Raw genomic sequence first — 24,539 nt, 5'->3', positions numbered from 1 at the left:
CGAGTCATGCGGCGCAAAGGGTTATGGATACACCTAAAGACGCCCCGTTCGCCTATCAAGCGGTGTACCGCTACCTCGTCGAGTTGATTGAGGCAAGCCCTTCGCAAGGCGACCACAAGTTGCCGTCGCTGCGCCAGTTGGCGCAGCGCCTCGGCGTATCGGTGTCGACCACCAAGTACGCCTACGCGCTCCTTGAGGATGAAGGACGGGTATACGCCAGGCCCAAGTTCGGTTACTTCACCCGTCTGCAGCCGACGGCTGTCTCAACTGAGCGCGCACCCAGCCTGCTCGATCAGGTCTTTGCCAATGCCCGCCAGCCGGGCATGCTGGCCCTGAGCAGCGACGCACCGGCCATGCTGATGTCGCTGGAAAACCCACTGCTGATGATTGAGCGGGAGATTGCCCGCCAATACCCGCGCTCACTGACACCGTTGTACCTGCCCTTTGGCGAACCGGAGCTGCGCGCTGCATTGGCCGAGCGCTACACCTGCTCCACTGACAACTACTGGCAGGCCGATCAGGTCTATGTCGGCGCGGACCTGCATAGCGTGCTGGCGTTGTCGCTGAACGCCCTGGGCTTGGCGGGCACAGTGGCGTTGGTGGAGTCTCCGTGCTCGTGGGCGATCCTGCGCCAGCTTAAAGCCGCGAACATCCGCGTAATCGAACTGCACCTTGACGCCGACGGGCGCTTCGACCTGCCTGCGCTTAATCAACTGCTCAAGCACGCGCCCATTCGCCTGGCGGTGCTGTCATCCACCGTGAACATTCCCCACGGCAGCCGCATGCCGGCTGAGGATAAACAGCAGATCTGCCAATGGCTGGCGCAGCGGGATATCTGGTTGTTCGAAAACGACACCTACGGCGAGTTGTATTTCGCGCCCCGGCCGGCCCGCTATCGCGACGTTGCCGACCCGCAGAAACTGCTGGTGTTTTCGACCTTAGACAAGGTGATCGGCTCGGAGGCACCCTACGGCTATGTGCTGTGCCGTGGGTGTGGGGCGCAGTTGCAGCAGGCGTTCCTGGCGCGGGCATTTCGTCTGTCGCCGATCCGCCAGAAGGCGATTGCCAAGCTATTCACTTCCAAGCGCATCGACCCGCATCTGCACACGCTGCGGGCCTTGTTGCAGGACTGTATGACCCGGCTGAAAGGCCTGCTGGACGAACACGGCAAGGGTGCCTTTGAAGTGCAGATCCCGCAGGGTGGCGCGTGTTTTTGGCTGGAAGCCACGCGTCTGGTCGACATGCAGAGCGTGTTCGATTGCCTGCTGGCGGAACGCATCGTCATCGCCCCCGGCGAACTGTTCAGCCAGCAAGGTGCCTGGAAACAGCATGTGCGCCTGAGCTTTACCCTCGATTGGAGCAAAGACATCGCCCAGGCCGTGGAGCAACTGGCCCGGGCAATTCGTCAAAGTCCGTAGCAGTGCCGCGCCTCAGGGAAACGACCGTGACGCACGTCTTCGGCAAACCGTTCGCAGGCATCGCGGATCACCGCGCCCACGTCCGCGTATTGTTTGACGAAACGCGGCATCTGCTCGCCGCCCAGGCCCAGCACATCCTCAGTCACCAGCACCTGGCCGTCGCAGGCCGGTGAAGCGCCGATGCCGATGGTGGGCATTGCCGAGTCGAGGGTGATCTGCCGGGCCACGCCCTCTGCCACCCCTTCGAGCAACAGGCTGAACGCACCCGCCTGCAGATTGGCCCGTGCATCCTTGGCAATTCGCGCGCCGGTTTCGGCGGTGAGCCCCTGAGCCTTGAAGCCGCCCATCACGTTGACGAACTGCGGCATCAGCCCCACATGCGCCATCACCGGAACACCGCGCGCCACCAGAAACTCGACGGTGCCGGCTAACGCCTGGTTGGCTTCCAGCTTGACGGCGTCGCAGCCGGTGCGCGCCAGCACCTGGGCGCAATTGCGGAAGGCCTGTTCATTGGATTCCTGATAACTGCCAAACGGCATGTCGGCAATCACACAGGCCAAGCGCGTGCTATCGACCACGGCCCGGGTGTGGCCGATGATTTCTTCAAGTTGCATGCTCAAGGTCGAGGGGCGGCCGTACCCGACCATGGCCGTGGAATCACCGACCAGGATGAAATCGACCAAAGGATCGATCAGCTTGGCGATGGCGCTGGAGTAAGCCGTCAGGGAGACGATTTTCTGCTGGCCCTTCATGGCGACCAGTTGCGGGACGGTCATGCGTTTGGTGCGGGTGTGGATGCTCATCAGTGTCGTCCGTTGTGCGCTGGAGGACCCGATTATTGGCAAAAGGGAGGGCGATTCAATACACAGATTGGCGCTAAAAAGCGACTCAGGGAATGGCGTCGGTTTTTAAGCTGGTATCATCCCGAGCCTGTACAGCCTGGGTAGAAAGACATGAACCGCCAGAAAAAACTCAAGCAGCTCTTCAAGGCCAAGGCCAAAAAGGCCAGCGCCAAATTGGCGCCGAAGAAAAAAGATACGTACGTCAGCAAGGCAGACCGGGAAAAGCTGGCGGCTGAAGCGGTTCAAGCGTTGGAGCAAGATTGAAAAACCTGCTATTCATCTGCAGCCGCAACAAATGGCGCAGCCCGACGGCAGAAGTGATTTGGCGCCGTCGCCCCGGCTTCAATGTGCGCTCGGCAGGCACCAGCCCAAACGCACGCAAAACCGTCGGCCCGGCGGACATCCAGTGGGCCGACGTGATCTTCGTCATGGAGCGCAAACACCAGCAGCGCCTACAGGCCGACTACGCCCGTCTGCTGGAGCATAAGCCGTTGCACTGCCTGGATATTCCCGACGATTTTCGCTACATGGACCTGGAACTAGTGAGTCTGCTGGAAGATGTGGTGGAGCCTTACCTCGCGACATGACAAGGAAGATCAATGAACGACAGTTACCAGCAAATCATCACTTGGCGCCGACTGACTGATACCGCGGCAGTGCGGTATGTGTGCTTTATGAACCTTAAAACAGCCCTGTACACGGTGCAGAGTACGGATTTCTTTCGCCTGCCCATGACGACCGCCAACCAAGCTTTCTTTGATAAACAACTGATACAACTGCTGATTGAGATGTCACCCAGTGAACGTAGCCAATCGTACGCAAGCCTGATAGAAGCAATGGACGCTCACGATGAGTTGTTCGGAGCGCCTGAAGACAACTGCGATGCCTTCAAGTCTTAGCAACTGCTCAACGCCACCTGCTAACGCTCACCTACGAAGAAAAGCGGCCGCAACCGCACCCCACGCTGTTGCCGATTAACGCCACCACCGACCATACCCAGCCATACAGGCTGCCCAAGACGATGCCGCTGGAAGTAACAGCCGTAGGCCAGGCGCGAACCGTAGCCGAGCAGCAGGCCGCCGATCCCTTTGCGAGAGTGTTGGGTCCAGGCGAAAAAATATGTCGGCATTACCTCCGCCTTCGCAGCCTCGCTGGGGCTCGACAGCTCCCACATTTGAGCTTTATCGCTGCTGAAATTGCGCTCGTAGCCAAGGCCGGAATTCAACCAACACCGCCGATCCCTGTGGGAGCTGTCGAGCTTTAGCGAGGCTGCGAAAGCGGTGGGTCAGGTGCTGAAAATGCTGGCAGTGCCGCCGCCTTGGCAACCTCGCTAGGGCTCGACAGCTCCCACATTTGATCTTCGTCGCTGCTGAAATTGCGCTCGTAGCCAAGGCCGGAATTCAACCAACACCGCCGATCCCTGTGGGAGCTGTCGAGCTTTAGCGAGGCTGCGATAGCGGTGGGTCAGGTGCTGAAAATGCTGGCAGTGCCGCCGCCTTGGCAACCTCGCTAGGGCTCGACAGCTCCCACATTTGAGCTTTATCGCTGCTGAAATTGCGCTCGTAGCCAAGGCCGGAATTCAGCTAACACAGCAAATCCCCTATGGGAGCTGTCGAGCTTTAGCGAGGCTGCGATAGCGGTGGGTCAGGTGCTGAAAATGCTGGCAGTACCGCCGCCTTCGCAGCCTCGCTGGGGCTCGACAGCTCCCACATTTGATCTTCGTCGCTGCTGAAATTGCGCTCGTAGCCAAGGCCGGAATCCAACCAACACAGCAGATTCCCTGTGGGAGCTGTCGAGCTTTAGCGAGGCTGCGATAGCGGTGGGTCAGGTGGTGAAAATGCTGGCAATACCGCCGCCTTCGCAGCCTCGCCGGGGCTCGACAGCTCCCACATTTGATCTTTATCGCTGCTGAAATTGCGCTCGTAGCCAAGACCGGAATCCAACCAACACAGCAGCTCCCACACTTGATCTTTATCACTGCTGGAATTGCGCCCGCCGCCACAACCGAAATTCAGCTAACACAGCAAATCCCCTATGGGAGCTGTCGAGCTTTAGCGAGGCTGCGATAGCGGTGGGTCAGGTGCTGAAAATGCTGGCAGTACCGCCGCCTTCGCAGCCTCGCTGGGGCTCGACAGCTCCCACATTTGATCTTTGTCACTGCTGAAATTGCGCTCGTAGCCAAGACCGGAATTCAACCAACACAGCAAATCCCCTGTGGGAGCTGTCGAGCTTTAGCGAGGCTACGAAAGCGGTGGGTCAGGCGATGAAAATGCTGGCAGTGCCGCCGCCTTCGCAGCCTCGCTGGGGCTCGACAGCTCCCACATTTGAGCTTTATCGCTGCTGAAATTGCGCCTGCAGCCAAGACCAAAATCCAATCAACACAGCAGCTCCGACACTTGATCTTTATCACTGCTGGAATTGCGCCCGCCGCCACAACCGAAATTCAGCTAACACAGCAAATCCCCTGTGGGAGCTGTCGAGCTTTAGCAAGGCTGCGATAGCGGTGGGTCAGGCGATGGAGATGTTTGCAGTACCGCCGCCTTCGCAGCCTCGCTGGGGCTCGACAGCTCCCACATTTGATCTTTATCGCTGCTGAAATTGCGCCCGCAGCCAAGACCGGAATTCAGCCAACACAGCAAATCCCCTGTGGGAGCTGTCGAGCTTTAGCGAGGCTACGAAAGCGGTGGGTCAGGCGATGAAAATGCTGGCAGTGCCGCCGCCTTCGCAGCCTCGCAGGGGCTCGACAGCTCCCACATTTGAGCTTTATCGCTGCTGAAATTGCGTCCGCTGCCAAGACCGGAATCCAACCAACACAGCAAATCTCCTGTGGGAGCTGTCGAGCTTTAGCGAGGCTGCGAAAGCGGTGGATCAGGTGATGAAAATGCTGGCATTACCGCCGCCTTCGCAGCCTCGCCAGGGCTCGACAGCTCCCACCTTTGGTCTCTGTTGCGGTTGGGTGCTGCGCCCGCCGTGCCAGAGGCGTCGGTCAACCCCGCCCCACCGACCCCGACACCGGAAGATTCCCCAGCAACTTGAGGCCGGTGCTCTTCACAAAGCTGTCGTAGTCCATCGGCTTCTGGAGGCGCGTCTTAGCGTTGGGTAGCACATACGCCCAGGCTCGCTTGCTTGAGGCGTCGTACACCAATTTAAACAGCCGCGTCGGCACCCAGACGTGGTTGTCGCCGATGGTGCCGTGGCCCGGGTCGAACAGCGGACCGGTGAATACATACACATCACCGCCAGCACGCTTGGCAAACTTACGCACGTCGGCCTCGACCTTGCTCCAGATCTTGCGGTTGTTGGTGGGGTCTTGCGGCACCATGTTCGACAGTGCGAAGGATTGGGCCATCGCGTGGGCATCCGGTGCGTCGGCGGCCGGGGCCTGGTGGCCGCGGTCCACAGCCGGGTGCTGGCTGCGGTAGTCACTCAACTCAGCACGCCCAGCCTTGGGGATGCGTGGGTCGGGGTAGAACTGGTTGGTACGCTCCTCGCCTTTCGCCTCTTTCAACTGCGCCGCATTCAGGCGTTCGACCACCACCAGCGGCGTCTTGCTGGTTTGCGAGTACAGCACTGCAAACGTGTCGGAACACAGCGCCAGAGGTGTCATTGACGCAGGGATGGTGGCGGTTTTGATCGGCGTATTGGCAGGGAAAAGATCAGCGCAACCCTCAAATGAAGCGCGTTGCTCGGTGGGGGTGTAGGGGTTTGCCAGGTTGCGGGCTTCTACTGCGGTAGAGAGCAAAACAAGGGCAGACAGCCCGACTGCAATGTTGCGTAGGTACATGCTTTAGATCTTATGCTGAGGGTAAAACGGACGACAGGTTCCGACGCTCGGAACCTACAGGCGCACGACCACAGACAATCGTGCGGGATGTATGGACCCTCCTAAATCAGTTTGGTGCCGCGCGTTCGCCCCGTTCCGCCGTCAGGGGCAGCACCACCACAAATTCGCTGCCCTTGCCATGCCCATCACTCTTGCCCGAGACCGTGCCGCCGTGGGCTTCGACCAGTTCGCGCACGACGGTCAAGCCAATGCCCAGGCCGGCGCTGTTGAAACCGATGGCGTGGGCGTCTTGCACATAAGGATCAAAAATGAACGGCAGGGCCTTGGCGGTCACGCCGATGCCATTATCGGAAATGCAGATCCTCAGTTGCTCGGCCTCCACGGTGACCACCATCGAGATTCTGCCACCGGCCTGGGTGTACTTGGCCGCGTTGCCCAGCAAGTTGTGCAGGATCTGCGCGAGCCGCACGGGGTCACCGCTCATGATCAGGCTAGCGTCGGGAAACGCCACGTCGAACTGCTGATTTCGCGCGATCATCACCGGGCTGCACGCGTCGACCGCGGCATTCAAGATGCGCAGCATGTCCACCTCGCGACACTGGATGCGCAGCTTACCGGTGCTGGCGCGTGAGACATCCAGCAGGTCGTCGACCAGTTGTGAAGTATGCTGGACCTGGCCTTCGATCAACTCACGCATGCGCGGCAGTTGGTCGCTGGGCAGCCTGACCATGCGCTCGGCAATCAGGCTGATAGGCGTCAGCGGGTTACGCAGTTCATGGGCGACCATCGCCAGGATGCTTTTCTGCTGGCCCAGTGCAAGCTCGACCGTGGCCTGAAGGTCCTGGGCGCTGAGCGCGGCGATCACCAATTGCGCATTCGCCTCGCGCAGCTCCTGGAACAGCAGCAGCTCCTCGACCTGAGGCGCCGCGATTGCGTCGGATTGCGTCAGGAGTATTGCCAGTACCAGTTGCTGATTGGCTTCGATCAGTTGCTCGACGTGCTGGGCGTCTTCCAGACGATTATTCGCGTCACTCAGTTGATCCTGCAGCGCAGCCAATACCGCACGGGCTTCAACGATTTTGCGGCCGAGCAGGAAGAGTTCGTGGGCAGCATTGGCTACCTTACGTTCCCCCTCTCCAGCGCGGTCACTCATGAGTCAGCTCAAACATTGTCACGCCCTGTATGCCGGGTCTTCGGGCACCCGCCGAGCAGCCCCTCCTGATCGGGAAGCATCTCGCCGATCTGCAGGCCATCGTCAGTGATGTGGTATTGGCGCAACTCATCGCAGTGGGCACTGGCACGCACTTTGACCACGGCCATGATGCGCAACAGGCGGCTACGGACTTCAATGTAGCGCTGCACGATGATCGCATCGGTCAGGAACGCCGTGCCGTAGGGGCTGAAGCGCAGGTCGGTGTAGCGGTCTTCCAGTTCCGAAGTCATCAACACGCTGACGCCGACGCGGGTCAACGCCGTGACCATGCGCGACAACGACTCACGAAAGTCCGCACGGAAGGTCGGCGCCAAGGCCAACTCGAAGCCCGACAACGAATCGATAACCACCCGCGTGGCGTTCATGCGCCTGATTTCACCGAGCAACTGCTGGACGATTTCGTCAATCGACAGGTCCGGCGCCCGGCTGTCCACCAGACTGACTTTGCCACAGTTGATCAGGTCGATCAGTGTGGCGTTTTGCGAGCGGTTGGGCCGTTGCTCGAACACCGCAATAACACCGGTTTCGCCATTGCGCGCACCCTCGGCCAGAAACGTCGCCGCCAGAATGCTTTTGCCCGACCCCGAAGGCCCCGCAACCAACAGTGAGTAGCCCCGGGGCAGGCCGCCTCCGAGCATCTCGTCAAGACGTGGCACGCCCATTTTGAGGCGTTGGATAGGCAGCGCCATCGGTGTCCCGACCGGGTCGATAGCAGCGGGCGCGAAGACCTTGATGCCGGAGGTGGCGATACGGAAGGTGTGCAGCCCCGGCAAGGTCGGTTGGCCGCGCATCTTCATGATTTCCATCTTGCGCACCATCGAATTGCGCTCGACGCTCTGACGCAACCAGATCAGCCCATCGGCCACGGTGAAGATCGGGTTGGTGTCGGTTTCGGTGAAATATTCGCCAATCAGGAAGGTGGTCGCCTGCCAGGTCGTCATCAACATGCCCAACTGCTGAACGAACTGCGGGAGGTTGTTGTTGGGGTTGGTCTGAGTCTGGCTGGCCAGCACCACCGAACGGAAGGAATCGACAAACACCAGCGACGGCGAATGTGCCTCCACTTCGCTGACAATGCGCCGCAGCACTTCATCCAGATTACCGGCCAGGGTGTCATCGGCCAGGTTGATATAGCGGATCGACTGGTTGATCACATCATTGTCGAAAAAGTCGAACTGCTGCTGATAACGCAGCATCTTCAGCGGCGGCTCGCCCAGCACGGTAAAAAACAGCGCGGGGCGTTCAGGGGTCGCGAGGGCAAACATCATTTGATGCGCCAGCGTGGTCTTGCCGCAGCCAGGTGGGCCGGCGATCAGGTTGAACGAAAATTCCGGCAATCCTCCGCCCAGCACCTCGTCCAGCCCTGGCACACCGGTAGCCAGGCGGTTGATAGTTACTTTGGAGCTCATGGCGAATTTTCCTGCAAAGGGGTGTCGCTCAAAGAAGGTTCCCACACGTTGCGCAGTAACTGGGCGGTCAGCGAGGGCCCGATCAGCGAGGTCAGCAACGTGTAAAAGGTGATCAGCAGCACCTCACCGAAAAACAGCGCATCGGCTTCGCTTTGCTCGATCAATACAGTTTTGAGGCCGATCAGGTCCGGCGTGACCTGTACACGTTCGTACGTGCCGGCCAGCCGAGTGTGCTTCGAGGCGCTGAGGAGCAGGCTGCGGCGCAAGAGCGCCACAACCCCTTGCTGCCCGATGATGGGCGTGAGTGCTGCGTCCATGTCCTGCAATATCGAAATGATCGCCTCGGCGATGCCTGCGATATTAGCGGTGGGACCAACACGGTACGCCAGAGACGCTACGATCTGGCGGCTCTCTTCGCTTAGCGTGGACATGACAGGCTAATATCTGATGAATTGAGGTCCCAGCCTCCACCCTATGCCGGTCGACCGTAGTTTTAATGAGCCATGGCCTCTATATGGGTCCGTCGCCCTGGCTTAAAACCATGATCACGTGCCGCCCACGCGATCACCAGCGCCACGCCGATCAATACCAGCCCCCCACCAGACTGCCGTTTGCCAGCGCCTGCTCGACAATAAATGTGTAGGTCTGAAACAACACCGCCCCATGCGTGTGGCCAGGGTCAAGCCGCCCAGTACATCGTCAGAGCAACTGTAGCCCGCCTCCCCCGCATATTCCTGCGCCTTGCCGTCCACTTGGAATAGCCACGTGATGCGGCGACCATTGCTCGGCAGTTCGTACTGGATGCACTCATTGTTGGGCATAGGTGGTGGGAATGCTGATGCGCAGCAGCGCCCGACGGCACGGATTGGGCACCCATTGCAATGGTCTGCTGGTCCCGGACATCGATTTAGGCGATTGTCCTCACCATTAGCGAGGCGTCCGATGGGTAAGCAATGACTTCCGCTTTCTGCCGAATTCAAACGGCCAATACCGGCCATTTGGTGACCAGAAAAATCGAAGATGAGCCACGAAGACCTGCGGTGACTAAGCCCGATCTATTCGCCCGGAGTAGCAACCCTGCTTGGCATTGTGAACGTGTATGTAACTAACCTCTGGATTGGCAAACATCCGGGTAACGACAGGTTCTATTGCTATTCCATCAGCGACGTCGGCGTCGAGCATCATCCCATCATCAGTGAAAGCGCGAAGTGATAGCAGGCGGATTCGCATAGACTCGGGTACCAGCTGTCAAATTGAGATCATTTTTTGGGAAGTACCACGCGCTGTGACTTTCGGGCTCACCGGGATCAATCTCCGGCAGATCATCACGACGCACCCACTCCCCCAGATCGAACGCCTGATAAAGCTGGAAGCAGGCTGCATGAGCGTCCTTTTCGGCAAAGAAGTGAATCAGGGGCCGTCCACACGGCCCCCCCAAACCCATTCAGCGATAAACCGGATAACGCCGGCACAGTGCGACAACCTGTTCGCGCACGTGGTGGCCGACCTTGTCACTGTCGCCATATTCCAGGGCGTCGAGTACGTCGCACAACCACCCTGCCACTTGCTCGCAGGCCTCGACACCGAAGCCCCGCGTCGTCACCGCCGGGCTGCCGATGCGCAAGCCGGAGGTCACGAAGGGTGAGCGTGGGTCATTCGGCACCGAGTTTTTATTCGCGGTGATGTAGGCGCTGCTCAATGCCGCATCGGCGTCCTTGCCGGTGTAGGGCTTGTCGGACAGGTCGATCAGCATCATGTGGTTGTCGGTTCCGCCCGAGACGATCTTGTAGCCGCGCTTTTGCAGCACCGCCGCCATGGCGCGGGCGTTGATCACCACTTGGGTCTGGTAGACGCGGAACTCGGGCGTCAGCGCTTCCTTGAACGCCACGGCCTTGGCTGCAATCTGGTGCATAAGCGGGCCGCCCTGCACGCCGGGAAACACTGCCGAATCGAGTTTCTTGTAGAAGGCTTCGTCCTGGCCCTTCGACAGAATCAAACCGCCCCGTGGGCCGCGCAGGGTTTTGTGCGTGGTGCTGGTGACCACATGCGCATGGGGCAGCGGGTCCGGGTATTCGCCGGCGGCGACCAGCCCGGCGACGTGGGCCATGTCGACCCAGAATATGGCGCCGACCTTGTCGGCGATGGTGCGCATGCGTGCCCAGTCCTTGTAGCGCGAGTACGCCGAGAAGCCGCCGATCAACATTTTCGGGCGCGTCTGCAGGGCAATTCGTTCCATCTCGTCGTAGTCGAGAAAACCGGTTTTCGGGTCCAGCCCGTTGGGCACGATCTTGTAATGCCGGCCCGAAAAGTTCGCCGGGTTACCGTGGGTCAGGTGGCCGCCCTGGGCCAGGTTCATGCCCATCACCGTGTCACCGGGGTTGATCAACGCGAGGAACACCGCCGCGTTGGCCTGCGCACCCGCGTGAGGCTGCACGTTGGCGTAGTCGCAGTTGAACAGGGTCTTGACCCGCTCAATCGCCAGCCGCTCGGCCACATCAACGTATTCACAACCACTGTAGTAGCGCTTGCCGGGATAGCCCTCGGCGTACTTGTTGGTGAGTACCGTGCTCTGGGTCTGCATGACCAGCGGGCTGGCGTAGTTCTCCGACGCGATCAGCTCAATGTGGTCTTCCTGGCGATGCGCTTCGTTATGAATCGCCTCACGCAGTTCAGGGTCGAAGGCATCCAGGGTGAGCGTTGAGTCGTACATGGTGGGAGCGTCCTTGGTTAACAAATTCAAACAGCGGGCGACAGCAGGCGAATGACACGTGCGGCGATCTCGTCGATCTGTGTGTCATCGCAGATCAGTGCGGGCAACAGGCGCACGGTGGTGCCACGGGTGACGGTGATCAGCAGGCGTTGTTCTTCACGGGCGCGGTCGACCAGCTCGCCGCACGGGCGGTTGAGTTCGACGCCGACCATCAAGCCGATACCACGAATGGCCACCACCTCGGGATGGTTGCCCAGCGCCAGCTTGAGCGCGGCCAGCAGGCGTCGGCCGCTGGCGGCGGCGCGTTGTGGCAGGTGCTCACGCTGCATGATGTCCAGCACCGTGCACCCCACGCGGCAGGCCAGCGGGTTACCGCCAAACGTGGACGCATGGTGACCGGGGGAAAACAGCTCGGCGGCCTTGCCCCGCGCCAGGCATGCGCCTATCGGGTAGCCGTTGCCAAGTGCCTTGGCCAGGGTGATGACATCCGGCTCGATGCCCGCGTGTTGAAAGCCAAACCAGGCGCCGGTGCGGCCCATGCCGGTTTGCACTTCATCAATCATCATCAGCCAGTCGTGTTCATCGCACAGGGCGCGCAACCCTTGCAGGTAGCCCGCGAACGCCGCATGCACCCCACCCTCGCCCTGCACCGGTTCGACCAGCACTGCAACGATGTTGGGTGACCGCGCCGCGACCGCCCGAATCGCCTCGATGTCGTTGTACGGCACGCGCACAAAGCCGGGCATCAACGGTTCGAAACCGACGTGCACCGCCGGGTTGCCGGTGGCCGCCAGCGTGGCGAGGGTGCGCCCGTGGAAGCTGTTGTCCATCACCAGCACCTGCGGCTGGGCCACGCCTCGGGCATGGGCGTGCAACCGCGCCAGTTTCAGCGCGGCTTCATTGGCCTCGGCGCCGGAGTTGCAGAAAAACGCGCGCTCCATGCCGGACAACAGGCACAACCGCTCGCCCAGTTGCTCCTGCCACGGGATGCGAAACATGTTGGTGGTGTGCAGCAACTGCGTGGACTGCTCGGCGATGGCGGCGGCAATTTCCGGGTTGGCGTGCCCCAGGCTCGTCACGGCCACGCCGGCGATGGCATCCAGGTATTCAACGCCGTCGGTGTCCCACAGGCGGGCGCCCAGGCCTCGGCTGAACGAAACCGGCTGACGGGACGAGGTGTGCATCAGGTAAGCGGGTGCAGCGGACATTGCAGGCCTCCTATAAAGATCAATCAACGTTAAGGGGCGAGCGCCGGCAACTCGTCGTCGTTGCGCGGTCTGGCGTCGGCCGTGGGCCAGTAATAGGCATCGGGCATGGCGCGGGCACCGAAGATGGCTTGGCCGACGCGTACCACGGTTGCACCCTCTTCAATGGCAATTTCAAAGTCGCCCGACATGCCCATCGATAACTCCTGCAGCGACACGCCCTCGGGCACCTGTGCGAGCAAGCGGTCGCGCAATTCACGCAAGCGCACGAAGCAGGGGCGTACCCGCACCACGTCGGCGCAAAACAGCGCCAGGGTCATCAGCCCGCGAACCCGCAGCGCCGGGAATGCCGGCAGCGCCGCGATGAACGCCGCCACATCCTCGGGAGCCAGGCCGTACTTGCTGGCTTCACCCGAGGTGTTGACCTGCACGAACACATCCATCTGCCGACCTTCGAGCTGCAGCCGATGGTTCAGCACTTCGGCCACGCGCAGGCTGTCGAGCGCCTGGAATTCGCTGGCAAAACGCGCAACCTGCTTGGCCTTGTTGGTTTGCAGGTGGCCGATGACTGACCATTGCAGGTCGTGCAGGTCGCTCATGGCTTGCGCCTTGCGCTGGGCCTCCTGCACCTTGTTTTCGCCGAGCAGGCGGCAACCGGCGGCATAGGCCAGGCGCAGATGGGCTTCGTCGAAGGTCTTGCTGACCGGCAGCAACCGCACGGTGGCCGGGTCACGCCCGACACGGTGGCAAGCATCGATGATGCGTTGCTGCACAGCGGCAAGGTTGCGACGAAAGTCCTCGACGCTGACCGCCTGCGGATAGCGACCATGGTCGGCGTGGAGCGTGGTGAGGTGTTCGGCTTGCCCAGTCATCAGCGGGTCGCTCCCTTGGTGGTCACCGCAGTGGTTTTTTCACGACGTGGCAGTTGCCCATTGAGTACCGCATACGCCGCGAGGCCGATGAGCAAGCCCCAGAACGCGCCGCCAATGCCAAGCAAGGTGATGTTGGCGGCGCACGCCAGAAAGGTGATCAGCGAGGCTTCACGGGATTTGACGTCCGCCATGGCATTGGCCAGGCTGCCGCCGATGGTGCCGAGCAGCGCCAGCCCGGCCAGGGTGGTAATGAACGTCGCCGGAAAGGCCATGAACACCGCCGCCAGGGTTACGCCAAAAATCCCCACCAGGATGTAGAACCCCCCTGCCGCAACCCCGGCGATCCAGCGTTTGGAAGGGTCTTCGGACGCTTCCTTGCCGGTGCAGATCGCCGCCGTGATTGCCGCGATATTGAACGCATGGGAGCCGAACGGCGCCATCAGCAGCGAACCCAGCCCGGTCACGCTGAGAATCGGGTTGGCGCTGGTCTTGAAGCCGTCATTGCGCAGCACCAGCATGCCCGGCATGTACTGCCCTGTGAGGGTGATCAGAAACAGCGGCAACGCCACGCTCAGCAACGCATTGAGCGAGAACTCGGGCCGCGTGAATACCGGTGTGGCGAACGCCAGCGCCAGTCCGGAAAAATCCACTCGCCCCTGCATCAGCAAAAAGCCCAGCCCCAGCACCAGAATGCCGACCACCGCGTAGCGTGCGCTCAAGCGTTTGAACACGATGTAGGCGCCGATCAGCAGCCCCACCAGCAGCGGGTCGACCGTCATGCTCGCGAATGCACCGATGCCGAACTGCAAGAGAATGCCGCCCAGCAGGCCCGCCGCAACGCCAGGCGGGATCAGGCGCACAGCCCTTTCAAAATAGCCGGATACACCCAGCAGCACGAACGCCGCCGCTGAAATCAAATACGCACCAATCGCCTCGGCGTAGGGCGTGGTCGCCAGGGCAACGATCAAGAACGCCGCCGCCGGGGTCGACCAGGCGGTGATGATCGGCTCGCGGCTCACCCAACTGAGGAACAACCCGGTCACACCGACGCCAATCGACACCGACCAGACCCACGACGCCGTCAGCTCAGGGCTGAGGCCGGCAACCTTGGCGGCCTGGAACACCAGAATAAAGGTGCCGCCGTAATTGACGATCACCGAAATCAGCCCGGCAACCACCGGGTGCAGCACATCCCGCAGACGCAGGGACGACTGGGATTGAGTAGAGGGCATAAGTCTTGGCTCCTTGCTGGACAATGGATCAGGCCGTGGCCAGGCGGTCATTTATAGCCGTTGAATGGTGGGGTTTGCCCCTACGCTTGCGCGCAGCAGACCAGACCACTTTTTCGCGCAGGGGCGGTTACCCATGTGCGCGTGCGAAGTCAGCCATAAAGTCAGTCAGCGCCTCGACTGCGGTTAACGAGACGGCGTTGTAGAGGCTGGCGCGCAGGCCGCCGACACTGGCGTGGCCTTTCAAGCCGTTAAGGCCGGCGTCTTCGGCGCGGCGCAGGAAGGTCTTCTCCAGCGTCGAATCCGCCAGCACGAACGGCACGTTGTTGATCGAGCGGTACGCCGGCTGCACCCGATTGCGGTAGAAACCGCCGCTCTCGTCAATGACGCGATAGAGCCGGCGTGCCTTGGTCTGGTTACGCTCATGCAAGGCCGGCAGACCGCCGTTGTGCTTGATCCACTTGAGCGTCAGGCCGGTGAGGTACCAGGGAAACGTCGCCGGGGTATTGAGCATCGACTGCGCATCGCTGATGTGGGCGTAGTTGAGAATGTCCGGAGTGAAGGCATGGGAGCGTTCCAGTAATGCGGGGTCGACGATGACCACCGTCAACCCGGCCACCCCCATGTTTTTCTGGGCGGCGGCATACACCAGGTCATGCCGGGCGACGTCCATCGGCTTGGACAAAAGGCTTGAACAGGCATCACACACCAGCGGCGCGGCGCTGTTGGGCGGGGCGATGAATTGCACGCCGTGGACCGTCTCATTCTCGGTGTAATGCAGGTAGGCAGCGTCAGGATTGAGGTGCCAGCTCGCTGCGTCAGGCACGCGGTCGAAGCCGGTTGCGCGGGCACTGGCCGCGATTCGCACATCGCAATAACGCCGCGCCGCTTCAATCGCCTTACCCGACCAGAGGCCGGTGTGCAGGTAGTCCGCCGTGCCTTTGTCGCCCAACAGGTTCATCGGCACCTGGGCGAACTGCAGCGAGGCGCCGCCTTGCAAAAACAGCACTTTGTACGCGTCCGGCACGCCGAGAATGTCACGCAGATCTTGCTCCGCCTGGCGGGCCACGTCCATGAACACGCGGGAGCGATGGCTGATCTCCATCACCGACATACCGGTGCCGGCAAAATCAAAAAATTCTTCGTGTGCCTGGGTGAGCACTTCCAGCGGCACCGCCGTGGGGCCGGCGCTGAAGTTGTGGGATCTGGCCATCGTCGCGTAACTCCTGTTCAAGAACACTCGCATCGTGCGGGCTCGCCACGCGCCGGGGCCGGGCTGGCGAGGGCTGGATTCTACGGATAGACTGGCCTGCCATTACAGGCCAATTCCAAAGGACTGAGCAGACCGCATGGCAAAAACCTTTGAGCTCGAAACCCTGAAAATGCGCCTCAACGACGTGGAGTTTCAGCTGCTGGACTTGCACCAGCGCATCCAGCGGGCGTTGCGCGCACTGATCCTCGACGGCGCCCTCGGCCCCGGCCTGAAACTGCCTGCCACACGGGTGTTGGCAAAGTCGCTGGGGTGCGCCCGCGACACCGTCGAGAACGCCTACGTGCAGTTGCATCGGGACGGGTTTATCGTGCGCCGCGAGGGTGCCGGCAGTTACGTCTGCGACACGGTCGGCGTCGAATTGCGCGGCGCCACACGCCGGCGCATCAAGGCCCAGGAAGTGCGCAGCAACGCCGCCGCACCCGGCGCCGAGCTGAGCCAGCGCGGGCGGATGATCTTCGAAACGGGCGGCGTCAGCGACCAGCAAGTCATCAAGGCCTTCGCCACCGGTTTGCCGGAAACCCGCAGTTTCCCCACGGATGTCTGGGAACGTCTGCAACGCCAGGTGATGAAGGACTATCGCGCCAACGTGCTCTTGCACGGCGACCCTCAAGGCGCCGAGCCGCTGCGCAAGGCGATTGCCACCTACCTGAACCTAGAGCGCGGGGCCAAGTGTTCGCCCGATCAGGTGCTGGTGCTGAGCAGCACGCGCCAGGCCTTGTACCTCTGCGCGCAGTTGCTGGTGGATGCCGGCAACCCGATCTTGCTCGAAAACCCTGGCTATTACGGCGCACGCAAAGCCTTCGAGATCGCTGAAGCCAAGGTGCTGCCCATCGATGTCGATGAACGCGGCATCCGCACCGACCTGCTGTACGCCGACCGCAGCGGCGCCAACTGCGTGTACGTCACACCGTCGCACCAATACCCCACCGGCGTGACGCTGCCGCTGGAACGGCGCCTTGAGTTGATCAACTGGGCGGCAGAAAAAGGCAAGTGGCTGATCGAGGACGACTACGACAGCGAGTTCCATTACGACGGACAACCCACCGCCTGCGTGCAGGGGCTGGACAAGTATCAGCGCACGCTCTATATCGGCACGTTCAGCAAGACGCTCTACCCCGGCTTGCGCATGGGCTACATGGTGCTGCCCCACGAACTGGTCAAGCCCTTTGCCTACGCGCGCAGCATGATGGACGGGCATACGCCGCAAGTGCTGCAACTGACCCTGGCGCGGTTTATGGAAGACGGTCATTACAACGCCCACGTGCGGGCCATGCGCAAGCTGTATGCCGGGCGACGCTCGATCATGCATGACGCCATTGGCAAGTACCTGGGCGAGGTCGTCACCGCCCAGTTGCCACCGGGCGGCTTGCAGATTCCGTGTCTGCTGAAAGCGGGCTGGAGCGAAGAAAAAACCATTCGCCAGGCGGCCACCGCCGGCGTGCAATTGTCCGGACTCAGCAAGCTGTACGCAGGCGAACCGCAGCAATACGGCTGGCTGCTGGGCTACTCGTCGTTGACCGCGTATGAAATCGAAGCCGCCATGCTGCGCCTGGCCAATGCGCTGAAAATCTAGAGGCAGCCGCTCAGTAAGGCAGCTTGAAACGCTTGGTCAGTTCGCCGATGCCTTCGCGAATCGAGCGCTCGGTGCGACTGTCGAGGGCGCCGCTGCGCACGCCGCCGAGCATGGCGAGGATCATGTCGCCGATCTCGCGAAATTCGTCCACGCCCATGCCTCGCGACGTGCAGGCCGCGCTGCCGATGCGAATGCCGGAGGTGACACTGGGTTTGACCTCGTCGCCCGGCACGATATTTTTGTTCACGGTAATCCCGATCGCTTCCAGCGCCTGTTCGGCGACATTGCCGACCAGGCCCCACGGCCGCAGGTCAATCACGCCAAGGTGACAGTCGGTGCCGCCCGAGACCACCGACAACCCGCCTTCGGCCAAGCGCCCGCACAAGGCCTGGGCGTTCGCAATCACCGCATGCGCGTAGGTGCTGAACGCCGGTTGCAAGGCTTCGCCGAGCGCCACGGCCTTGGCCGCCAGTGTGTGCATCAGCGGCGCGCCTTGCAGGCCGGGAAACACCGCCGCATTGATTTTCTGCGCAATGCCCGGCTCGTTGCACAGGATCATCCCGCCGCGCGGCCCGCGCAGTGTGGTGTGGGTGCTGATGGTGGTGACGTGGGCGAACGGCACCGGCGACGGGTACGCACCGCCCGCTACCAGTCCGGCGACGTGGGCAATGTCGGCCATCAGGAATGCCCCGACTTCGTCGGCAATTGCGCGAAAGCGCGCGAAGTCCAGCGCCCGTGAATAGGCCGAAGCGCCGACGATGATCAATCGCGGGCGTTCCTGGCGGGCCATCTGCTCGACCTGGTCCATGTCGACCCGATGGGTCAGCGGATCCACGCCATAACTGAGGGCCTGAAACCAGCGCCCGGACATATTGAACGCCGCGCCGTGGGACAGGTGCCCGCCGGACTTGAGGTCCAGGCCGAGGATCTTGTCGCCCGGTGCCAGCAGCGCCAGAAACACCGCCTGATTGGCCTGGCTGCCCGAGTGGGGTTGCAGGTTGGCGTAGGCACAGTTGAACAACCGCCGGGCGCGCTCGTTGGCCAGCTCTTCTATCGCGTCGACGTTGCAGCAGCCGGCGTAATAACGGCGCCCCGGATACCCTTCGGCATGCTTGTTGGTGAGCACCGAGCCCTGGGCTTCAAGCACTGCACGGCTGACAAAATTCTCGGCAGCAATCAGCTCGATTGACTGCATCTGGCGCTGGCGCTCGGCGTCGATGGCACGCCACACATCCCCGTCCGCCTGGGCCAGTGCGACGCCACTGAGCACCGGCAGCGCGTGCCCGTCTCGATAAGCGAAATGCGGCATGGTCACTCCCTGTGAAAACGTCGATTGGCAAACGGCGTCTACCCTAGCGGCCCACGGCCCGCGCCGGTATACCAGTTTGCGCCAGCGTTGCAGACCACTGCGCGGCGCTGCGCCACGGCGCTAGGCCAGTAACGCTGCAAAGTGGTCTGGTGAACCTTTGAACATTGGACTATCCCGCAAGACCAACGCCTCACTAAGCTCTGCGCCGGTTTTGTCACCCCCCATTCCCCAGGTTCTGCCATGACGTCTTTTCGTATCGGACTGCTGCCGCAGGTCGCAGCCGCGCACTTTGTCAGTCATCTGCACATCATGGTGCTGGCGGCGTTGTTTCCCCTCCTCCCGGCTTTTTTCGACGTCGATTACGTGCAGTTGGGCCTGGCCCTGAGCCTGTTCAACATCGTCACCGCGCTGGTGCAGGCGCCGATGGGGTTTGCCGTGGACCGCTTCGGCGCACGCCGCCTGCTGTTAGCCGCGCTGGCAGTGGGCAGTGGCAGTTTCCTGTTGATTGCACTCGTGCCCAGCTACCTTTGCTTGCTGATCGGCATGGCGCTGGCCGGCGTCGCCAACGCGGTTTACCACCCGGCCGACTATGCCCTGCTGTCCCGCCATATTGACCCTGCCCACATTGGCAAAGCGTTCTCCGTGCACACCTTCGCCGGCTTCCTCGGCGCCGCCGTGGCCCCGGTGTTTTTGTTGAGCATCGCCGTGGCGAGCACGCCGGCCATGGCGTTTGCCGCCGCCGCAGGCGTAGGGTTTGTCGCGCTGGCGGTGTTGTCGATACCTGGCGCGGCACGGGCCCAAGTCAATTATGTGTCGCCAGCGGCCGACCCGGCTCCCTTCGACACGCGTCGGCGCTCGTTGCTTTCGCCCTTGGTGCTGAGCCTGACGTTGTTGTTCGTGCTGCTGAACCTGAGCACCGGCGCAATTGAAAAATTCTCGGTCGCGGCCCTTACGCAAGGCCAGGGCGTGGCCTTGACCTGGGCCAACTCGGCACTCACCGCGTTCCTGTTTGCCAGCGCCTTTGGCGTGCTGGCAGGCGGTGCACTGGCCGACCGCACCCGCCGCCATGGCGTGGTGGCCGCCAGCGCGTTTGCCCTGGCCAGCGGGTTGATACTGTTGGTCGCCACGGCGCACTTGAGCGAGCTGGCACTGCTGCTGGTACTCGGTGTAGCGGGTTTCCTGACCGGGGTGATCGCGCCGTCCCGCGACATGCTGGTGCGCGCAGCGTCGCCGAAAGGCGCCGAAGGCAAGACCTTCGGCATTGTCTCCACCGGCTTCAATATCGGCGGCACCCTCGGCCCGGTCGGGTTCGCCTGGCTACTCGACCAAGGCCACCCCAACTCGATTTTCTGGGCCAGTGCTGCCTTTATGGGCCTGACGGTCGCGCTGACCCTGATGCAGGAACGGCACTTGGCAAAAGCTCGGAAAATGCCCGCACCACACCCGCAACTCAGCTGACCTGGAGCAATATCCCCGGCGTTTTTTTGCCGCAGACTTGAAGGGCAACGTCCCGCATTTATTACGCGGCAACCCCCTTGTGGGCCCCGTCATGTTTGCACAGGACTGCGCGGTTAACCCGAACACCAATAGTTGTTTTCCTTGGAGTTAAAACATGGACCGTTTGAATTGTGGTACCGATGACGTGGTAAAAAACATGCTCGCCAAGTTGTCCGGGCTCTGGAAAACTCGCGCTGCCGTGAACAATCCGCAACCGGATTACTGGGGCCTGGCCTTTGACCCCAAGAAGCAGGATTTCAGCCTGTCGCTGCTGCCGTTCCGTCATCACCAGGCCTGGCTCGAAGCGCCCCAGGACCTGCAATCCAAGTGCCTGTCCTACGCGTGGGGCATCTACAACCTCAAGACGATCTACATCGAATGCGACGTGGTGGTGCCCGCCTGCGAGGACATCATCAAGACCCCGCCACACAGCCACAATCGCGCCCTGCTGCAGGACGTGATGTCCCAGGCACTGCTGGACGAAGCCCTGCACACGCGTATGTCGATCATGGCCTGCAACTACATCTACGATATGCGCAAACTGACCCCGCTGGATTTCAGCGCGTTCAACCTAGTGACCTGGCGCGAAGCCCTGCTGGCCAACTGCACGGCCGAATGGGAGCGCCGCCTGACCCGTTTTGGTGTGGCGTGCGCGAGTGAAACGCTGATCACCGATTACCTCAAGACCATGGCCGAAGACATCAGCATCCAGGCGGTGTGCCACGAGGTCACACGCACCCACGCCATCGATGAATGGAGCCATTCCAGCGTGTTCAGTTTTGTCGCCTCCAACATCGTTCATGGCCTGAGTCGCACCGAGCGCGAGTACCTGCGCTCAATCATCCTGCGCACCGTGCAGATGTTCGCCAACAACGAAATGGGCGCATGGGCCAAGGTGTTCTCGATACTGCAGATGCCGCATGCCAGCGAGATCCTGCATGACGTGGGCGACAACAACGAAATCAGCGTATACACCGACTCGCTCCAGGCCCTGATCGACCGTGTCGGCCTGACGGGCAAAGGCCTGAGCAGCGCCGAACACGCCATCGAAACTTTGAGCGAGAAGGCCCGCGCATGAACGCCATGACCCCACTGCAGGCCCGTTGCGAACGCGTGACCATTGAAACCGCTGCGATCAACGTCTTCAGCCTGCGCGCCGTGGGCGCCCACGCCGAGTTCCTCGACCGCCTGGAACCCGGCAAGCACGTGGCGCTGCGCTTTCCGGACGCTACGGGCACGCCGCAGCAACGGCTGTATTCGATCACTCGCAGGCAAGGCCCCGACGGGTTCGAGATTGCGGTCAAGCGCGAAGGCCATGGCGGGGTCTCGGACCAGTTGCACGCTACCTTGCAGGAGGGTTCGCAGGTCGCGGTGGAGTTTGTGGCCGGGGACATCAGCCTGGCGTCGATCATCGGCTGCAAGCACGTCGGCATGCTCGCTGGCGGCATCGGCATCACCTTGCCAATCGCCTTGCTGCGCGGCCTGCTGGAACGCGCACGACGCGGCCTGGCGGTGCCCGAGGTAAGCCTGCTGTTGTGTGTGCCGACGGTGGCCGACATTCCCTTCCTGCATGAGTTGCTGGACCTGGAACTGAACACCCGCTGGTTTTCGCTGCAGGTCTTCATTACCCGCGAAGCTGCACGCAGCAACGGCCATTTCAGGGCCGGCCGCCCCACCGCCGCCGACCTGAACCTGCTGGGTAACCCGGACACGTTGGTGATCTGCGGCAGTCAACGTTTTGCCCAAGGCTTGCGCGACCAAACGCTGGCGCTGTTTCCGGACAGCCAATTGCTGATCGAATCCTTCTCCCCGCCGGTCAGGGCCGCGCAGGCACAACCTGCGACCAGCGATGCGCTGCGCCTGCACATCAGCCACACCGACGAGTTGCTGGAACTGCCCGCCGGCAAGAGCCTGCTGGAGATGCTCGAATCCAGCGGCATTGCAGTGCGCAGCCTGTGCCGCGCCGGGATCTGCGGCCACTGTCGGATCAAATTGTCCGAGGGCGAATACACCCTCGAGCCCGACTTTTGCCTGACCGATAAGGACAAGGGAGAAGGCTTTGCGTTGGCCTGCTGCACCTTCCCGCAATCGGGGACGATCAAGGTCGACCTCAACCCCACTGCATAAACCGTCACGCCCTTATTTCAACCGCTGAGTGTTTCCATGAAAACTGCTATTGCACTGCGCCACATTCATTTTGAAGACGTGGGCACCCTGGATGTGGTGCTGGCCGATGAAGGCTACACCCTGATTTACCTCGACCCCACCGTGGACACCATCTATAGGGAGCAGTTGCTGCAGGCCGACTTGCTGATTGTGCTCGGCGGCCCGATTGGCGCGTATGACGAGGACCTGTACCCGTTTCTGCACGACGAACTGGAGCTGGTGCGCCAGCGCGTGGCGTCCGGCAAACCGTTGTTGGGCATTTGCCTGGGCGCACAGCTGATCGCCCGCGCCATGCACGCCAAGGTCTACCCGTTGGGCGTCAAGGAGATCGGTTTTTCCGCGTTGACCTTGACTCCGGCCGGCCAGGACTCACCGCTCGCCGCGCTGATGGACACGCCCGTGTTGCACTGGCACGGCGACCAGTTCGATGTGCCCGACGGTGCCGTATTGCTGGCCAGCACACCAGTGGGCGCCCACCAGGCGTTTGCCGTGGGCCGCACGATTCTGGGCCTGCAGTTTCATCTCGAAGCCAACACCACCCACATCGAACAGTGGCTGGTTGGCCACGCCAGCGAACTCGCCCACGCCGGCATCGACCTCGTCGCACTGCGCGCCACGGCCGCTGGCCTGGGCGATCGCCTGACCCGTGCTGCTGGCAACGTGATGCGCGCCTGGCTAAACAACCTGGGCCCCCGTTAACCCACTGACGGCGGGCAACCGCCGCGGTTTAAAACCACCTGAAAAAACCGTCAAGGATGAGGAGTCAATCATGATCGTCGTGTTATTCGAATTGCAGGCACTGCCGGGCCAGGGCGAGACCTATGTGGACCTGGTCAATAAGCTGACCCCGTTGCTGGAACCCATGGACGGGTTTATCTCCGTCGAGTGTTTTCAGAGCACGCTGAACCCCAAGAAGGTGATGTCGGTGACCACCTGGCGCGATGAAGAAGCCGTGGTGCAGTGGCGCAACGTCACCGCGCACCTGTCTGCACAACGTGCCGGGCGCGACAAGATCTTCGACGATTACCGCGTTCGCGTGACTTCGGTCATTCGTGATTACGGCCTGCGGGATCGTGAGCAAGCGCCGTATAACGTCGTTGTTGATGGAGCACACGCCACGGCGTAACGCCACGATGGTCGTTCCCACGCGGAGCTTGGGAACGATCATGGGTTGGGCGCTGGAGGGCTGTCGCCGAGAGAGCGCTGCCGTAAGCATCACAACAAATGTTTGCGCCGCTGCTTCCTGTATGACAGGCATTGGAGCACTAAACCGCGGAGAACCCTGCCACCTTCAACCCATCTGCTCGAACCGCCGCCGCTTTAGGAACAACCCCACCCCCACTGCAACGGCAAAGATCGACAGCAACCCCAGGTCAAATCCAAGCAAGCGGATGTGGCTCGCCGCAACGCAGCCGACCGCCCCCATCGCCACCAGCAGTACCCCTAACCACTTGCGAAGCGGGTACGACTTAAGAAACCGATCGAGCAGAAAGAACAGCACCAGCGCAGCGACCAGTTGGGTAATGTCAGACATGGGTTTCTCCCGTCAGGTCTTGATGATCAGTGTCGAGGCGGTACGTTGCGGGCCGATACCGCCGTTCACCTGCGCCTCGATGCTCACCAGTATGTCGCCTGCATGATAGGTGGGCAGGGTTTCATTCACGTACATGCGCACACCGGCGCCGACGGGGGCCCCCACGTAGGGGGAGGCAACGTAAGAGGTGACGCCCGCGAAGGACGAGGCCGCCAAGTTGGCGATTCTGGTGCGCTGGGCGTTGAGCACATCGCCCTGCTGCCGAGTCAGCGGCTTGGAGATGCCGATCATCATCAGGCACGGCAGGTTCTCGGCCAGCATCTTGTCGTACACCTCGACGACCTTGCGGTTGACCTCGTAGTGCGCTCTTCGCCTCACCAAAATGCAGCTCGCGCAGCCGCCCGCGTTCGCTGTCGGTGAGGGTGATCTGCGAGACGTTGAACACGATCCCGTGATTGCCCATGTATTGGAAAGTCCCTTCGAACTTCATCGCACGCATCCTTTC

At 61.7% G+C, this 24,539-nt stretch carries 23 protein-coding genes and 3 pseudogenes; 10 read left to right on the top strand and 16 right to left on the bottom strand.

Translation table 11 applies throughout. The features are described 5' to 3' along the window. Positions 1–23 precede the first annotated feature (23 nt). Positions 24–1,418: an aminotransferase-like domain-containing protein gene (locus AACY36_RS10525; RefSeq protein ID WP_339416403.1), complete on the top strand. Its 1,395-nt coding sequence runs from the start codon at positions 24–26 to the stop codon at positions 1,416–1,418. On the opposite strand, the gene panB is transcribed toward AACY36_RS10525, so the two are convergent. Beyond that, complete coding sequence (panB, locus tag AACY36_RS10520; RefSeq protein ID WP_339416405.1) at positions 1,406–2,221, bottom strand: 3-methyl-2-oxobutanoate hydroxymethyltransferase; 816 nt, start codon at positions 2,219–2,221, stop codon at positions 1,406–1,408. The two genes, AACY36_RS10525 and panB, sit on opposite strands and share 13 nt — an antisense overlap. A 150-nt stretch (positions 2,222–2,371) precedes the next feature. Between panB and AACY36_RS10515 the strand changes: the two genes are divergently transcribed. The 3 genes from AACY36_RS10515 to AACY36_RS10505 are packed head-to-tail and all read left to right on the top strand — an operon-like array spanning position 2,372 to position 3,159. Continuing rightward, a complete protein-coding gene (locus AACY36_RS10515; protein WP_339416407.1) occupies positions 2,372–2,524 on the top strand; it encodes a DUF2986 domain-containing protein in 153 nt (50 codons plus the stop codon). After that, the gene (locus AACY36_RS10510; protein WP_339416408.1) at positions 2,521–2,847 is read left to right on the top strand and encodes a low molecular weight protein tyrosine phosphatase family protein; all 327 of its coding nucleotides are present in this window, start codon (positions 2,521–2,523) and stop codon (positions 2,845–2,847) included. The genes AACY36_RS10515 and AACY36_RS10510 overlap by 4 nt, the downstream gene beginning before the upstream one ends. 12 nt (positions 2,848–2,859) lie before the next feature. Then, positions 2,860–3,159, top strand: coding sequence for a hypothetical protein (locus AACY36_RS10505; RefSeq protein WP_339416409.1), 300 nt, complete (start codon positions 2,860–2,862; stop codon positions 3,157–3,159). 20 nt (positions 3,160–3,179) lie between these two features. On the opposite strand, the pseudogene AACY36_RS10500 reads toward AACY36_RS10505, so the two are convergent. The 12 genes and pseudogenes from AACY36_RS10500 to serC all read right to left on the bottom strand — a co-directional run. Further along, positions 3,180–3,344, bottom strand: a pseudogene (locus tag AACY36_RS10500) (YeeE/YedE thiosulfate transporter family protein); the annotation flags it as partial. A gap of 1,902 nt (positions 3,345–5,246) precedes the next feature. Continuing rightward, positions 5,247–6,044, bottom strand: coding sequence for a DNA/RNA non-specific endonuclease (locus tag AACY36_RS10495; RefSeq protein ID WP_339416410.1), 798 nt, complete (start codon positions 6,042–6,044; stop codon positions 5,247–5,249). A gap of 106 nt (positions 6,045–6,150) precedes the next feature. Next, positions 6,151–7,197, bottom strand: a complete 1,047-nt coding sequence (locus tag AACY36_RS10490) for a sensor histidine kinase (protein ID WP_339497051.1) — start codon at positions 7,195–7,197, stop codon at positions 6,151–6,153. 8 nt (positions 7,198–7,205) lie between these two features. Further along, positions 7,206–8,666, bottom strand: coding sequence for an ATPase domain-containing protein (locus tag AACY36_RS10485; RefSeq protein WP_339416412.1), 1,461 nt, complete (start codon positions 8,664–8,666; stop codon positions 7,206–7,208). Further along, positions 8,663–9,097: a hypothetical protein gene (locus AACY36_RS10480; RefSeq protein ID WP_339497050.1), complete on the bottom strand. Its 435-nt coding sequence runs from the start codon at positions 9,095–9,097 to the stop codon at positions 8,663–8,665. The genes AACY36_RS10485 and AACY36_RS10480 overlap by 4 nt, the downstream gene beginning before the upstream one ends. A gap of 166 nt (positions 9,098–9,263) precedes the next feature. Then, a pseudogene (locus tag AACY36_RS10475) lies at positions 9,264–9,487 on the bottom strand (LysR family transcriptional regulator); the annotation flags it as partial. Positions 9,488–9,710: 223 nt separating this feature from the next. Then, positions 9,711–9,896 (bottom strand): DUF1203 domain-containing protein, encoded by a 186-nt coding sequence (locus AACY36_RS10470; protein WP_339437685.1) that lies wholly within the window; start codon positions 9,894–9,896, stop codon positions 9,711–9,713. A gap of 214 nt (positions 9,897–10,110) precedes the next feature. Next, positions 10,111–11,376, bottom strand: coding sequence for a serine hydroxymethyltransferase (gene glyA / locus AACY36_RS10465; protein ID WP_339497049.1), 1,266 nt, complete (start codon positions 11,374–11,376; stop codon positions 10,111–10,113). A 26-nt stretch (positions 11,377–11,402) separates the two neighbouring features. Further along, positions 11,403–12,584, bottom strand: coding sequence for an aspartate aminotransferase family protein (locus AACY36_RS10460; protein WP_339427442.1), 1,182 nt, complete (start codon positions 12,582–12,584; stop codon positions 11,403–11,405). Positions 12,585–12,613: 29 nt separating this feature from the next. Further along, complete coding sequence (locus AACY36_RS10455; protein ID WP_065874177.1) at positions 12,614–13,453, bottom strand: YggS family pyridoxal phosphate-dependent enzyme; 840 nt, start codon at positions 13,451–13,453, stop codon at positions 12,614–12,616. Then, a complete protein-coding gene (locus AACY36_RS10450; RefSeq protein WP_339437683.1) occupies positions 13,453–14,685 on the bottom strand; it encodes a benzoate/H(+) symporter BenE family transporter in 1,233 nt (410 codons plus the stop codon). Before AACY36_RS10450 ends, AACY36_RS10455 begins: the two co-directional genes overlap by 1 nt. Positions 14,686–14,812: 127 nt before the next feature. Then, a complete protein-coding gene (gene serC, locus AACY36_RS10445) occupies positions 14,813–15,895 on the bottom strand; it encodes a 3-phosphoserine/phosphohydroxythreonine transaminase (RefSeq protein WP_339416422.1) in 1,083 nt (360 codons plus the stop codon). A gap of 136 nt (positions 15,896–16,031) precedes the next feature. Here serC and pdxR point away from each other — a divergent pair, with 136 nt between their 5' ends. After that, positions 16,032–17,528, top strand: coding sequence for a MocR-like pyridoxine biosynthesis transcription factor PdxR (gene pdxR, locus AACY36_RS10440; RefSeq protein ID WP_339416424.1), 1,497 nt, complete (start codon positions 16,032–16,034; stop codon positions 17,526–17,528). A 10-nt stretch (positions 17,529–17,538) separates the two neighbouring features. Here the strand turns inward: pdxR and AACY36_RS10435 are convergent, their stop codons facing one another. Continuing rightward, positions 17,539–18,837, bottom strand: coding sequence for a serine hydroxymethyltransferase (locus AACY36_RS10435; protein WP_339416426.1), 1,299 nt, complete (start codon positions 18,835–18,837; stop codon positions 17,539–17,541). A gap of 240 nt (positions 18,838–19,077) precedes the next feature. Between AACY36_RS10435 and AACY36_RS10430 the strand changes: the two genes are divergently transcribed. The 5 genes from AACY36_RS10430 (at position 19,078) to AACY36_RS10410 (ending at position 23,626) form a co-directional block, all read left to right on the top strand. After that, positions 19,078–20,295, top strand: coding sequence for an MFS transporter (locus tag AACY36_RS10430; protein WP_339497047.1), 1,218 nt, complete (start codon positions 19,078–19,080; stop codon positions 20,293–20,295). 154 nt (positions 20,296–20,449) lie between these two features. Beyond that, positions 20,450–21,412 carry an AurF N-oxygenase family protein gene (locus tag AACY36_RS10425; RefSeq protein WP_339497046.1) on the top strand — a complete coding sequence of 321 codons (963 nt, stop codon included), beginning with the start codon at positions 20,450–20,452 and terminating at the stop codon, positions 21,410–21,412. Beyond that, positions 21,409–22,461, top strand: coding sequence for a 2Fe-2S iron-sulfur cluster-binding protein (locus tag AACY36_RS10420; RefSeq protein ID WP_339437680.1), 1,053 nt, complete (start codon positions 21,409–21,411; stop codon positions 22,459–22,461). The genes AACY36_RS10425 and AACY36_RS10420 overlap by 4 nt, the downstream gene beginning before the upstream one ends. A 36-nt stretch (positions 22,462–22,497) precedes the next feature. Beyond that, the gene (locus AACY36_RS10415) at positions 22,498–23,199 is read left to right on the top strand and encodes a glutamine amidotransferase (protein WP_339497044.1); all 702 of its coding nucleotides are present in this window, start codon (positions 22,498–22,500) and stop codon (positions 23,197–23,199) included. Between the two features lie 70 nt (positions 23,200–23,269). Further along, complete coding sequence (locus AACY36_RS10410) at positions 23,270–23,626, top strand: antibiotic biosynthesis monooxygenase family protein (RefSeq protein WP_065880860.1); 357 nt, start codon at positions 23,270–23,272, stop codon at positions 23,624–23,626. Positions 23,627–23,791: 165 nt separating this feature from the next. Here the strand turns inward: AACY36_RS10410 and AACY36_RS10405 are convergent, their stop codons facing one another. Further along, positions 23,792–24,034, bottom strand: coding sequence for a hypothetical protein (locus tag AACY36_RS10405; RefSeq protein ID WP_339416434.1), 243 nt, complete (start codon positions 24,032–24,034; stop codon positions 23,792–23,794). 12 nt (positions 24,035–24,046) lie between these two features. After that, positions 24,047–24,524: pseudogene (locus AACY36_RS10400) on the bottom strand (hypothetical protein). Positions 24,525–24,539 lie beyond the last annotated feature (15 nt).

It is taken from the genome of Pseudomonas sp. EA_15y_Pfl1_P101, assembly GCF_963970835.1.
Classification (GTDB): domain Bacteria; phylum Pseudomonadota; class Gammaproteobacteria; order Pseudomonadales; family Pseudomonadaceae; genus Aquipseudomonas; species Aquipseudomonas tritici.
This window is presented reverse-complemented; position numbering and strand designations above follow the sequence as displayed.

What these genes read in the sequence shown, in the direction of transcription:
- AACY36_RS10525 (WP_339416403.1), top strand. Translation starts at nt 24, where the DNA reads ATGGATACACCTAAAGACGCCCCGTTCGCCTATCAAGCGGTGTACCGC.
- panB (WP_339416405.1), bottom strand. Translation starts at nt 2,221, where the DNA reads ATGAGCATCCACACCCGCACCAAACGCATGACCGTCCCGCAACTGGTC.
- AACY36_RS10515 (WP_339416407.1), top strand. Translation starts at nt 2,372, where the DNA reads ATGAACCGCCAGAAAAAACTCAAGCAGCTCTTCAAGGCCAAGGCCAAA.
- AACY36_RS10505 (WP_339416409.1), top strand. Translation starts at nt 2,860, where the DNA reads ATGAACGACAGTTACCAGCAAATCATCACTTGGCGCCGACTGACTGAT.
- AACY36_RS10495 (WP_339416410.1), bottom strand. Translation starts at nt 6,044, where the DNA reads ATGTACCTACGCAACATTGCAGTCGGGCTGTCTGCCCTTGTTTTGCTC.
- AACY36_RS10490 (WP_339497051.1), bottom strand. Translation starts at nt 7,197, where the DNA reads ATGAGTGACCGCGCTGGAGAGGGGGAACGTAAGGTAGCCAATGCTGCC.
- AACY36_RS10485 (WP_339416412.1), bottom strand. Translation starts at nt 8,666, where the DNA reads ATGAGCTCCAAAGTAACTATCAACCGCCTGGCTACCGGTGTGCCAGGG.
- AACY36_RS10480 (WP_339497050.1), bottom strand. Translation starts at nt 9,097, where the DNA reads ATGTCCACGCTAAGCGAAGAGAGCCGCCAGATCGTAGCGTCTCTGGCG.
- AACY36_RS10470 (WP_339437685.1), bottom strand. Translation starts at nt 9,896, where the DNA reads ATGCGAATCCGCCTGCTATCACTTCGCGCTTTCACTGATGATGGGATG.
- glyA (WP_339497049.1), bottom strand. Translation starts at nt 11,376, where the DNA reads ATGTACGACTCAACGCTCACCCTGGATGCCTTCGACCCTGAACTGCGT.
- AACY36_RS10460 (WP_339427442.1), bottom strand. Translation starts at nt 12,584, where the DNA reads ATGTCCGCTGCACCCGCTTACCTGATGCACACCTCGTCCCGTCAGCCG.
- AACY36_RS10455 (WP_065874177.1), bottom strand. Translation starts at nt 13,453, where the DNA reads ATGACTGGGCAAGCCGAACACCTCACCACGCTCCACGCCGACCATGGT.
- AACY36_RS10450 (WP_339437683.1), bottom strand. Translation starts at nt 14,685, where the DNA reads ATGCCCTCTACTCAATCCCAGTCGTCCCTGCGTCTGCGGGATGTGCTG.
- serC (WP_339416422.1), bottom strand. Translation starts at nt 15,895, where the DNA reads ATGGCCAGATCCCACAACTTCAGCGCCGGCCCCACGGCGGTGCCGCTG.
- pdxR (WP_339416424.1), top strand. Translation starts at nt 16,032, where the DNA reads ATGGCAAAAACCTTTGAGCTCGAAACCCTGAAAATGCGCCTCAACGAC.
- AACY36_RS10435 (WP_339416426.1), bottom strand. Translation starts at nt 18,837, where the DNA reads ATGCCGCATTTCGCTTATCGAGACGGGCACGCGCTGCCGGTGCTCAGT.
- AACY36_RS10430 (WP_339497047.1), top strand. Translation starts at nt 19,078, where the DNA reads ATGACGTCTTTTCGTATCGGACTGCTGCCGCAGGTCGCAGCCGCGCAC.
- AACY36_RS10425 (WP_339497046.1), top strand. Translation starts at nt 20,450, where the DNA reads ATGGACCGTTTGAATTGTGGTACCGATGACGTGGTAAAAAACATGCTC.
- AACY36_RS10420 (WP_339437680.1), top strand. Translation starts at nt 21,409, where the DNA reads ATGAACGCCATGACCCCACTGCAGGCCCGTTGCGAACGCGTGACCATT.
- AACY36_RS10415 (WP_339497044.1), top strand. Translation starts at nt 22,498, where the DNA reads ATGAAAACTGCTATTGCACTGCGCCACATTCATTTTGAAGACGTGGGC.
- AACY36_RS10410 (WP_065880860.1), top strand. Translation starts at nt 23,270, where the DNA reads ATGATCGTCGTGTTATTCGAATTGCAGGCACTGCCGGGCCAGGGCGAG.
- AACY36_RS10405 (WP_339416434.1), bottom strand. Translation starts at nt 24,034, where the DNA reads ATGTCTGACATTACCCAACTGGTCGCTGCGCTGGTGCTGTTCTTTCTG.